This is a genomic window from Ensifer sp. CCNWLY38 (assembly GCF_037120565.1).
Classification (GTDB): Bacteria; Pseudomonadota; Alphaproteobacteria; order Rhizobiales; family Rhizobiaceae; genus Ensifer; species Ensifer adhaerens_H.
In genome coordinates, this window is record NZ_JBBBBO010000019.1 from 54274 (window position 1) to 65083 (window position 10810).

Genomic DNA, 10810 nt, shown 5'->3' on the forward strand with positions numbered 1-10810 from the left:
CCTTTGTGCTTCAAAGGACGCCTAGCAACCTCGCGCGTCAGTCTTCCTAAAATCGGTTCTCATTCGCGGACCATTCCCGTTTCGCTAGGTTTGCGAGCTCCACGCGCGTTGAAATACCAAGTTTGGCGTAAATGCTGTGAAGGTGCAGTTTGACCGTGCCGGGCGAGATTCCAAGCTCGTCTCCTATCGCTCTGCTCCGCAAGCCATCCGCAGCGAGACGCGAGACCTCAACTTCACGCGGCGTCAATGCCTGCAGAAGGGAGCTGAATTGGCGACCGCGTTCGTGAAGCCTATCCAGCGCAGACCCCAGATTATCCATAAAATATGTGCCCCCGGCGGCAACGGTCCGCAGGCAGCTAAGAAACACCGTCGGCGCCTGCTCTTTCAGCACAATGCCATTCACGCGATATTGCATTGCAATGGCAAGATCTTCATCCCTGATATCCGCAGTGAGCACGACAATTGGCAGGTCCGGCCTACGGTTGCGGATGTACTGGATGAAATCGAGCCCGCTCATTCCGGGCATTCGCAAATCTACGACGACGAGATCGACCATCTCCCCATCGATTACCTCGATTGCGTGGAATGCACTTCGACAGGTCGAGACAACCCGGAAGTCTCCCTCGGTCTCGATCATGCGGCGCAACCCGTCCAGAACGATCAGGTGATCATCGACAATGACGACTCGTAGGCTCATTGGTGCACCGGCAATCTGATCAGTATACGTGTCCATTGCGCGACCCTGTCGATCGAAAGCTCTCCACCACGTGCAGCGGCGCGTTCGCGAAGGCTGCGCGGTCCGGTCTTCGTATTCTTCAATTCCGCATGATCAAACCGTCGTTCAAAGCCGAAGCCTGATCCATCATCATCCACCGTTAGCAATATCGTCCCGGCATCCAGTTGCAGACTGATTTCAAGCGTTCGCGCGCCACCGTGTCGCACCGCATTGGCAGTCGCTTCGGAAGCCATGCGAATTAACTCGTAGACCATCGTGGCGGGAAGACGAAGATCCACAGGGATTAGAGAGAAGCGAATTTCAATCGACCATTGCTTCCGCAAACGCCGAGCCAATGCCTCGAATTGCAGCGCTAGATGAGACTCGGCAAAGTTGCGATACCCTTGACCCGGTTCGAGCGCGCGGATGAAAGAGCGAAGTTCGCGTTGCTCATCGGCAAGCATGGCTTGGATGGCCGTGACATGCCCGTCGATCTGTTGATGCTCCCCGAGAGTGAACGAACGCAGAGACTGGAGTTGCAACGCCGTTCCAGCCAAAGCTTGAAGCACTCCGTCGTGAAGATCGCGCCCAATCTTGATACGTTCCTCGACAGCCGCCGCATCACTAAGTCTGCGCATCAGGATAACGTGCTCGAACAGCGCTTTGATGCGGTCGGCAATGACCTCTGCAATCGCTACATCGTCAAGCGAAAGTGACGGTGGATCCAAGAGAAAGATCCGTGCCTCAAGATCACCCACACGAAATTGCGCCGAGACAGCAGAACCTATCGAAAAATCACGCGAGAGAGCGGCGGAAATGGGCGGGACTTCGTCAACCCATTCGTCGAAATATCCCTCCCCCCTATGGATGAGGATTTGAGGCTGGGCGGCGTCGGCGATCAGAAAATTCGCGCGCTGCAATGGTTCCGCAACCCATGGCCAATAGGCGTCCGGCGGCAATTGCGAAACACTGCAAGCGCCATGCTCGCGAACTGCTACATAGGTCCATGGCTCGTCTGAATCGCTCCAGATCAGCATCGCCCGCGGCAGGCGCATTACGCGCGCAGCATATTCAAGAGCGGCGGCAGCGGGCCAGTCGGGCCCTTCGGGTGTCGCGGGGGTTTTCTCCACGAGGCGCAGCATCTCGGCGCGAACCACTTCCTGGTGAGCTCCGAGCCACACCAGAAGAACGCCGGCGACCGTCACGAAGAGTATGTGTGAGACATCCGTGGTCACGTCAGCAGCAGCTTCAAACCCTACGACGTAAACAGGGACGACCATGCAGATGAGTCCCGTCCAAAACGCACCTCGCCAACCCCAATGCAGCGTTGCGCTGAGAAGAAGAAAGGGCATGAATATGAAGAATGGGCTGGAGGCGCCGCCCGTCAATAGCATGAATACAACAAAGGTAACGACGTCCACCACATGGCGTATCAGCGTCCCACTTACCCGCGAGATCTTGCTTCTCCAAACATGGATCGCGCACAGGATCGCGTATGTGAGATAAGCCGACAGGAGTGGAAACACAAACTCGGCCGGACGCGGGTGATGCATTGCGGCAAGCCAGGCTATGGAAATGCTGCCGATCGCTGACATGATACGGCCAATAGCGATGACTTTATCGGCGCGGGCACGGTGTGTGTTGATCCAAGTTGTTCGACCGTTCGCGGCATCCGCGTAGTGGGGGCTACCAAGAGGGCGAAGTGGCGAGACAAGATAGCCGGCCGGGAAGAGATTTCGCCAGTTTTTCACGCGCATGGCCCGTCTCCAGCGATGACCGAGCCAGGCTGTTTTATCCCCGCTCGTAAACGGCGCTCAGAATTAACCTATTGATTGCCAATTACTCTGTACGACGACCGGCGATTAATTTCATTCAGGCAATGGGCGGCTGCTTCTCACCTGAAACGTCAATTACTGAAGCATAACATACTGAAAAATGAACTTAAACCGAATGATTTATTGCGTCGCCTAACGCGTGCCAATTACTGCCAGGTTGGAGGATTTGGCAGCAACCGTCGCTTCATCTGACGGCATAATTGTCTTGGCATGGTGAATGTCATCGTTTTCGGCAGAATTGTAGTCGTCGTCATGCTGCGGAAACATGATGGAAACTGTGGTGGCGCCAATCACTGAGATCCTGTCGGGGGACCTGTTTGCGGTTCGACTGAGGCGGCAGATCCAAATAGACAAGCTTCGACGATGCGCCATAACTGGTGGCCAATGAGTAGAGAGCGTTGCTTGCGAAATAGACGATCGAAGCGGAAGCCACCGCATCGTGCACTCGCTGCTTGTCGCCAATCTTTATATAAAGCACTCCGGGAATCGACAGTGGCATTGTCGGGACGACCGGATCAAGAACCAGATTCACAGCCTCTGGCGTAACATTGTTTAGAACAAATAGGATGAGACCGTATTGGCTCGCCCGATAGCCTGCCTCGATCAGTTCGGCAGGCAAGCGCCCGTTCGATGACATGATCTCGATGACGTTGCAATCTGACATGGTCAACTCCAGACCAAACACTCCGCGCCCAGTGCGACCATCTGCAGAACACTGCACAGCCAACGAGCCCGCGGAAACCGTTATCCGGCCAGCCATTTCAACAAAGTACTTTAACTCGATCGCCTTCTACCGAACATATGCCCTTGGATATATCCGGGCGGAATACGGGGTTGTTCTCTGCCGCGCACGAGCGAGTGAATAAGACGCGGCGGTGAGCTGGACCACCGACGATGGTCTTTGCTTGAGCTATTGGGCTTGAGCTATTGGGCTTGCGCGACTGGTTTGCAGTGGCCTTTGAGCGAGAGCCCCTGCAGTCGGATTGTATTGGATCGTCGCAAGACTCCGCGTTACATTAGGGACAGCGCAGAAAAGACCGCGGCTCCAAGGAGATGCGATCCGGGAGAAGAAGATCCTGAGCGACGTTGACCGCCACGTGGTGGCCTTTCCATTTGTGGGAGATGAAGTCGGCGGCAGCCACATCTCCGCCGTTGGTTTGATCCGCGCGCTCGATCGGACGAAATATCTGCCACTAGTCATTCTACATCGGCCCGGAAAGTCACTTGAAGCATATCTCACAGAACGTGGATTGCCTTTCATCAAGTCCCCCGACGTCGCGGTGATGTCGCCCCGTTTTTCACACGGCGTGACTGGCATGTTCGTGCGCGGCTTTGATTATGCACGGACCACGGCGGTTTTGAGTTTGTTCCTTCGGGAGCACCACGTTGACATCGTCCATACCAACGATGGCCAGATGCACGCGACCTGGGCGCTGGCCACTCGCCTTTCGGGCGCACGACTGCTTTGGCATCACCGCGGCGATCCCGGCGCCTTCGGTGTGAACGTCGTGGCGCCCGTCCTGGCAAACCACATCGTCATGGTTTCGCGTTATGTGCAGCCGGCGCGGCCGATCCTGCCCATCTCCCATAAGCTGAGCGTGCTGCACAGTCCGTTCGATCATCCGGCGCTGTTGCCAGATCGAGAGGCCTGCAGGTGCGAGTTCGTCAGAGAACTCGGCCTGCCCGAGGAAACACGGTTCGTCGGCTATATAGGCGGATTGGTCGACAGGAAGCGCCCGGTGAAGTTCATCGAAGCCGTGCACGCATTTCTCCAGCGTTTTCCTGACTTCCCGCTCGTTGGTCTCATCTTCGGCAAGGCATCGCCGGACCTTCCGAACCCGGAACCGGCAATGCACTCACGCGCCGTCGAGCTCGGTGTGGAAAGCCGAATCAAGATGATGGGCTTTCGCGCGCCGGTGGAGCCCTGCATAAGCGCACTCGACGCATTGCTGGTTCCGGCCATCAACGAACCATTCGGAAGGACTTTGATCGAGGCCATGTTGCTCGAGACCCCGGTGATTGCCACGCGACACGGTGGAAACGTGGAGGCGATCATTGACGATGCGACGGGTTTTCTCGTCGAGCCCGAAAAGCCGGAGGCCTTCGTGGATCCGCTCGCGAAACTGTTGATGAAGGCCGGTGAGCATCACCGCATCCGTTCGGCGGCACGTGAGTGCGCACTGGCCAAATACGGTACCAGGGCTCATGTCGAAGGAATGAGCCTGCTCTATGAGCGTATCATTCAACGAAACGGCAGAGATCTGGAGTAAAAAGCACAGAACCATGCGTTCCGTCGAAGGAGCAGATAATGGAAATGCGCGATATCACCTTCTTGATTATTGGCGCCACGAAGAGCGCCACCACCTGGTTGCAACAATCGCTGCAACTGGATCCTTGCGTTTATATGCCAGATCCAGAAATCCATTACTTCAGTCGGCATCACCACCGGGGCGATGAATGGTACCTGGAAAACTTCAAGCCCGACCACAGGCGGCTTGTGATCGGGGAAAAATCGAACTCCTATCTGGACACTCCGACCGCAGCTGCCCGCATTCACCAAAGCCTGCCGGACGTCCTGCTGGTTGCACAACTGCGAAATCCCGTCGAGCGGGCGTATTCCGACTACTGCATGCTCCATCGCCGAGGCGAGGCGACCGGCGACATCGAACGTTATCTCGATCCGCGCCATGGTGCCGGCGGCCGGTTTCTGGAAGGCGGGCTCTATTTCCAGCAACTGCGAAGGTTTCTCGATCTCTTTCCGCGCGAAAGGATGCTGGTACTTTTTTACGAAGATCTCAAAAGAGATGCCGTGGGCCAGGTTCATGACCTGCGCCGCTTCCTCACGCTTGAGGAGAATCCCACATTCGAGCCGATGGCGCAAAAGATAAAGGACAAGACCAAGCCACTGGTCGATGCAAGGCTGCGGCGCCTCCTCAAACCCCTGAAGCCGTTCGTTGCCCCCTTGCGTGACACGAGAGGCTTCGAGTTCGTGCGATCAATCGTCTCCGCCGAGTTCAAGTATGTGCCGCTCAACAAGGAATTGACCTCGCGAATGGTCGGCTACTATGAGCACGAGACCGACCGGCTCGCAGGTTTGCTCGGGCGAGACTTGGACGACTGGTTGAGGGCCCCGTTGGAAGATATTAAGCGCCAGTCGACGTAGGCGCATGGTGTCTGCAGCGCGCGAACCGCAACATTTGGCTGTAGCAAGGATCGCTTTTCCACCAACTCATGGCCTGCTCGAACTACGAACGGCGAGCCTCAAGATCCAATTTGCCCGTTCTCCTCCAGGAGCCATACTTGGCCTTTGCCCAGTCAAGCGGCGCTCGCCACATCGGTTCCAGCCGATAGGTTCCGGCGAAATTTAGGATGCTGCCGATGACCCTTGCACGGTTCGTCGTTAGCCGCTCGACGAGGTCCAGGAGCTTCTTCTCGTTAGTCCGCTCCGCCGCCGCAACCACGAACACCGCATCGACATGGCTGGCGAGCCAGATGGCATCATCATCGCTGTCTGCCGCAGGCGTATCGACGACAATCAGATCGAAGTGCCTGCGCAGTTCTCCGAAAATGCGCCCCTGGTCCTGGAGCATCAGACGTGATGTAAGAACATGGACAAACGGAAAGTCAGGCGCCTGCGTGCAAATTAAAGTCGGATCGCTAGTGCCATCTGCGACAAGGTCGAGGTTGAATGGCCTTTGCGGCGCGCCGATCATTGTGGTCGCCCCTGTGGGGCCGGGGTCCATGTCTAATATGACGGAACGCAAGCCGTTCATCGTCGCAACAGTCGCCATGCCTACGGCACACGTTGTCTTGCCTTCATTGGCTGAAGGAGAGCAAAACATGACGACCTTGGAGGCGTCCTGGCTCTTCCAGCCGAGACATAGAGACCGCATTGAGCGTGCGAACAGTGAGCGTGGGTCGGCGAGTATCGAGCGATAGAGTGTCTGATCCGGTTTCAACGTCGCCGTCAGATCGGGAATTGAGAGATAATTCGGCTGGTTGACGACCGCTTCGAGCGTACGGGCGGTCCGAATGCGTCCGTCTGCCGCTTCGACTGCAATCGCGCCTACCAGGCCAAGCAGCAACGAAGCCAAGCCGCCAATTGGAATGAGCAATCCAGGCTGGGGAAACGAAGGATTGATCGGAACTTCGGCGAACGACGCAACGCGGGCTGTCGCCTTGATTTCATCCTTCTCCGGATCGAGGGTACCGAGCCTCAGAACCACGGCATCATAACGCTTCTGTTCGGTGAGCAGGTCACGTTCCAACTCGCGACGTCGGATTTCATCAAGATTCCGGTCCTGCATTTGCTTCTGCAACCGGCCGACCTCCTCTTGGAATTTGCGAACCCTGACCGTTGCGACTTTGGCGTCGTTCTCAAGCTCCTGGAGAATGCGGTTGATTTCACCCTCGATTGTTTGGCGATTGGATTCAAGTTCCGCTTCGACCTCGACTACCTGGGGATGGTTCCGACCGAATTTTGAGGTCAGTTGTGCGCGGCTGCGCTCCAGCTTTCCTTGTTCGGTTCGCAGCGAGGCAAGCAATTCTGACGTCATGACGCGGCCGGCAGAGTCGATGCCGGTCATGGAGAGAACGTTCTTGGCCTCGTTGTACTTCGCCCATGCACCGGCTTCGTCGACCCTTGCCAAGGTGAACTGCTGATTGAGCTGTTCAGTTCGGGCACGCAGAACATCGTCGCGCGGATCAAATGTCAGGTCGCTGCGCGTCGTAAAGTCGGCGATCTCGCGTTCCTTTTTGGCAATCGACTGCACAAGATCTTTGGCTTGGGTGCGCAGGGAATCGACCGTCGCGCGCGCAGCAAGCTCTTTCATCTGGGTTGACCAAACCACATAGTCAGCTGCGACGCCATTGGCGATCTCGGCTGCATAAAGCGCCAAAGGATGCTGGACGAAAATTGTCATCGCAAGGCTTTCACCTCGGCGATCGGCGGAGATGGCAGCGGCAAGATTCGTGATGACCCGATCACGGTTGACTGGGTCCAGAGTGGCGGGGCGTTTTACGTTCTGGCCCGCCGTCACGCGCCGCGGCCCTGCTTGGGCTTTGCGCGGAGACCATCGCCATCTCCAAAAAGACGATGCGTCTTGCTGAATGTCCGGCGGCAACTTCGTGTTGAAGTATGGGTCTTCCATCAAATTCAGATCGTCGACCACAAAGCCCAGGAACTCGCGCGACTTGATAAGATCCATTTCGGTCTCCATCGCGGACTTGTCACGCTCCTGCTTCTGCAACTCGATGACAGCTTCATACGGCCGAATATCGTTGCGGTCGAAGACCAGCGTCGACGAGGCCGTGTAGATTTTCGTGAGAGACAGGGTAACAACGATGGCGATCAGCGTCCCTGCAAGTGCTGTAATCAAGATGAGCTTGGCGTGGCGCCGGAGGAAGTCGACAATAGCGGCAAGTTCATAGGACGAGGTGTCGCGCAAAACCTGAGGTTGTGGGCCAAGTCGGTGTCCAACCTTCTCATCGGCTTCGAACTCGCGATCATATAGCAGCATGATGGCCTATCTCGAGCCTGCCGTTGGAGCCATCAGCGTCCACGTAGGTCGGTCAACAAGTGATCTTAGGCTTCACATTCGCGTATTTACTTGGGAGCAGTTTGGGACCAATGTCAAAGGGAATTTTAGCGGATTCATTTCAAGCATGTACTCAGGTATGTGCGAGTAGAAATAACGATCTCATTTTCCAATGGTTGCGGTGGACGTCAGTGGCGGACATGACCAGAACGGCCGGTATATAGCCGATTTCGCCGGACCAACGGGCATTTGGCAACGAATTGAACTGGCCTGTGCCGTTTGCGCCGTCTTCCTCTCGGCGATGAATTTCCTGCGCACGAACATGTTCTATTTCACGCTGAGCGACTTGTTGTTCTGCATCGCCATCGGGCTGCGCGTGTTTACTGGTGGGTTGCCGTTGCGGCTGTGGGGACGGGCATCGGCGACGGTGTGGCTTTGCGGCTTGCTGTTGCTTTGCGCTGGACTAATGGCCAGCAGTCTTGTTTCCACCGCCCCAGTACGCGGCATCGTCATCGTCGGCCAATATCTGTTCGCTTACTTGGTCATCGCCCTTGCTATCTGCGGGCGCGACCTGCGCACCATGTGGATTTTCGCGAGAGCCTACGTATTTTCAATTTTCCTTATGTGCCTGCATGGGATCTACCTGATCCACATCGATGGCCAGAAGAATACTGATTTCGTAAGCGGGAACGGTCGCTTAACGGGATTTGTCGAACGAGAAAACGAGTGTGCGGCGGTAGTCGCGCTCGCCATGCCAATCCTGATGCTACTCGCTTCCAGAGGGAAGGTCGGCAAGGTTTATGCGACAATTCTCGGGGTAACCATGGCTTATGGCATCTTGCTGACCGGTTCGAATACCGGCCTGGTCGGCTTCGCCTTCGCCCTTCTCGGTTTCATGGTCCTCAGTGGCAATTGGAAGTTTGTCGTCGTCGCTCTTGCGTCCTCGCTACCTTTCGTCCTTTGGATCGTACACTCCGGCCGCGACTACCTGCCGGTCGTATTTCAAAAGCGCGTACTCGGCGCGTTGGAAACGGGCGACCTAAGCTTAGCCGGGAGCTTCGACCATCGTGTCGAATTGATCCACGAAGCCCTTCGTCGATTGCACGATCACATGTGGATTGGGCTCGGTGCCGATCAATACCAGGTCGCCAGCGTCGCCGGGCAACCCGTGCATAACCTCTATCTCCTGTTGGCCACCGAAGGCGGGATCATTGCGGCCATAGGGTTTGTGACTATGATCGCCGCCGCGTTCCAACCCATCGCGAGGACGTTCCGCACGCCAGGAGGTGCCACCTATGCCGCGTGCGCCCTTGTTAGCGTATCCATGTTCGCATTGATGGCGAATGCGTTTCCCCACCTTTATGGGCGGTTCTGGACGGTCCCCGTAATCCTTACTCTGGGGTTGGCAACGAGCTATTGTGGTGCGTTGAAGAATAGGAGGACCGGAAATAGAGCCTTGGACGAACGTTCCGGGCATGACGCGGGTTCCAAGTATAAGTTAAGTTCTGTTCGCCAATAGCACGAAGAGCTCTTTGAACGGACCCACGCTTCTGTCGCGACGCGAAGCGGCAAATCAGGTCCAGTTGCTAAAAGCGAGGATGACCGATGCTCGTTGAAGCAGAGAAATGTCTTGAAGCACTGCGTTGCCCGCGCACCGGTTCAAAACTGGTATGTTTTTCACCTGACGTGCTCAAACCCGTATCTTCCGAAGAGGCCGGAATTTCCTATCGCCTGATCGATGGCAAACCCATCGTGATCGATTTTTCGCAATCGGTGTTCAGCGAAGGCGATATCCTGCGCTCAAACGCGGCAAGTCCCGTAGAGCGCAAACACTATGGCCGCTTGTCAGGGTTCCTCAAGAAACTGCTGTCGCCCACGAAAAAAAGTACTGTCGCGAACGTCAAGCGATTGGTGGACGATCTGCAGGCGACCGCGGCCCCCCCTGCCAAGCTACTCATCATCGGCGGCGGCAGTGTCGGTCAGGGAATGGAACCCCTCTATGAGCATCGCGACATCGGCGTTTACGCTTTCGACGTCTACACCTCCCCGCTCGTTCAGTTCATCGCTGACGCTCACAACATCCCGCTTCCCGACGATTACTTTGATGCGGTCGTGATCCAGGCCGTCCTTGAGCACGTGCTCCAGCCGGCCCAGGTCGTCTCCGAGATTTGGCGCGTGTTAAAAGACGGGGGGCTGGTCTATGCCGAAACGCCCTTCATGCAGCAGGTACACGAGGGCGCGTTCGATTTCACCCGGTTTAGCGAAAGCGGTCATCGCTATCTCTTTCGCTGGTTCGAATTGATTTCGTCCGGAGCAAGCGGCGGGCCCGGCACACAATTCATGTGGTCGGTCGACTATCTCGTCAGAAGCGTCTTTCAATCGGTGCTGCTCGGCAAGATCGCCAAGCTCGCCTTTTTCTGGACGCAGTATCTGGATGCGATCATTCCGCCTCGTTTCGCCGAGGATGGCGCGAGTGGGGTGTACTTCTATGGACGAAAGGCGCCGACCCCCATTACACCAAAATCTATCATCGATCACTACCAGGGGGCGCAGCGCAAGTAACTATGATCGCAAGCCTGTTTGAGCTAATCCGTTCTCGCTAATTGCCACGGGCGAAGCGGGTCCTTAAATTTTCCCCCTAACCAATTACGAAGGCTGTTTCGGGGAGTGGCGTTGCCGCTGCCCCGATAATTTTTTTCACGGATCGATTTCGCAACGCGACA

8 protein-coding genes are annotated in these 10810 nt (G+C 56.4%); 4 read left to right on the forward strand and 4 right to left on the reverse strand.

From position 1 onward, the window contains the following. Window positions 1-46: 46 nt before the first annotated feature. From V7S54_RS30315 to V7S54_RS30325, 3 genes are all read right to left on the reverse strand, one after another. The gene (locus tag V7S54_RS30315; protein ID WP_336409674.1) at window positions 47-733 is read right to left on the reverse strand and encodes a response regulator transcription factor; all 687 of its coding nucleotides are present in this window, start codon (window positions 731-733) and stop codon (window positions 47-49) included. Beyond that, on the reverse strand, window positions 694-2472 hold the full coding sequence (locus tag V7S54_RS30320; RefSeq protein WP_065377214.1) for a sensor histidine kinase: 1779 nt from the start codon (window positions 2470-2472) through the stop codon (window positions 694-696). The genes V7S54_RS30315 and V7S54_RS30320 overlap by 40 nt, the downstream gene beginning before the upstream one ends. A gap of 328 nt (window positions 2473-2800) precedes the next feature. Then, window positions 2801-3214 carry a hypothetical protein gene (locus V7S54_RS30325; RefSeq protein ID WP_336409675.1) on the reverse strand — a complete coding sequence of 138 codons (414 nt, stop codon included), beginning with the start codon at window positions 3212-3214 and terminating at the stop codon, window positions 2801-2803. 319 nt (window positions 3215-3533) lie between these two features. On the opposite strand from V7S54_RS30325, the gene V7S54_RS30330 reads away from it, so the two are divergent. After that, entirely contained in the window at window positions 3534-4820 is a 1287-nt protein-coding gene (locus tag V7S54_RS30330; protein WP_336409676.1) for a glycosyltransferase family 4 protein, read from the forward strand. 38 nt (window positions 4821-4858) lie between these two features. Beyond that, a complete protein-coding gene (locus V7S54_RS30335) occupies window positions 4859-5713 on the forward strand; it encodes a sulfotransferase domain-containing protein (RefSeq protein WP_336409677.1) in 855 nt (284 codons plus the stop codon). Window positions 5714-5795: 82 nt separating this feature from the next. Here V7S54_RS30335 and V7S54_RS30340 read toward each other — a convergent pair whose 3' ends face one another. Then, window positions 5796-8069 (reverse strand): GumC family protein, encoded by a 2274-nt coding sequence (locus V7S54_RS30340; protein WP_336409678.1) that lies wholly within the window; start codon window positions 8067-8069, stop codon window positions 5796-5798. A gap of 190 nt (window positions 8070-8259) precedes the next feature. Here V7S54_RS30340 and V7S54_RS30345 point away from each other — a divergent pair, with 190 nt between their 5' ends. Together V7S54_RS30345 and V7S54_RS30350 are read left to right on the forward strand one after the other, a co-directional pair. After that, window positions 8260-9606 (forward strand): O-antigen ligase family protein, encoded by a 1347-nt coding sequence (locus tag V7S54_RS30345; protein WP_336409679.1) that lies wholly within the window; start codon window positions 8260-8262, stop codon window positions 9604-9606. 86 nt (window positions 9607-9692) lie between these two features. Further along, complete coding sequence (locus V7S54_RS30350; protein ID WP_336409680.1) at window positions 9693-10649, forward strand: class I SAM-dependent methyltransferase; 957 nt, start codon at window positions 9693-9695, stop codon at window positions 10647-10649. The last annotated feature ends 161 nt before the right edge of the window (window positions 10650-10810 follow it).

Excerpts from the sequence above, each read along its gene's own strand:
- V7S54_RS30315 (WP_336409674.1), bottom strand. The coding sequence starts at position 733 with ATGGACACGTATACTGATCAGATTGCCGGTGCACCAATGAGCCTACGA.
- V7S54_RS30320 (WP_065377214.1), bottom strand. The coding sequence starts at position 2,472 with ATGCGCGTGAAAAACTGGCGAAATCTCTTCCCGGCCGGCTATCTTGTC.
- V7S54_RS30325 (WP_336409675.1), bottom strand. The coding sequence starts at position 3,214 with ATGTCAGATTGCAACGTCATCGAGATCATGTCATCGAACGGGCGCTTG.
- V7S54_RS30335 (WP_336409677.1), top strand. The coding sequence starts at position 4,859 with ATGGAAATGCGCGATATCACCTTCTTGATTATTGGCGCCACGAAGAGC.
- V7S54_RS30340 (WP_336409678.1), bottom strand. The coding sequence starts at position 8,069 with ATGCTGCTATATGATCGCGAGTTCGAAGCCGATGAGAAGGTTGGACAC.
- V7S54_RS30345 (WP_336409679.1), top strand. The coding sequence starts at position 8,260 with ATGGTTGCGGTGGACGTCAGTGGCGGACATGACCAGAACGGCCGGTAT.
- V7S54_RS30350 (WP_336409680.1), top strand. The coding sequence starts at position 9,693 with ATGCTCGTTGAAGCAGAGAAATGTCTTGAAGCACTGCGTTGCCCGCGC.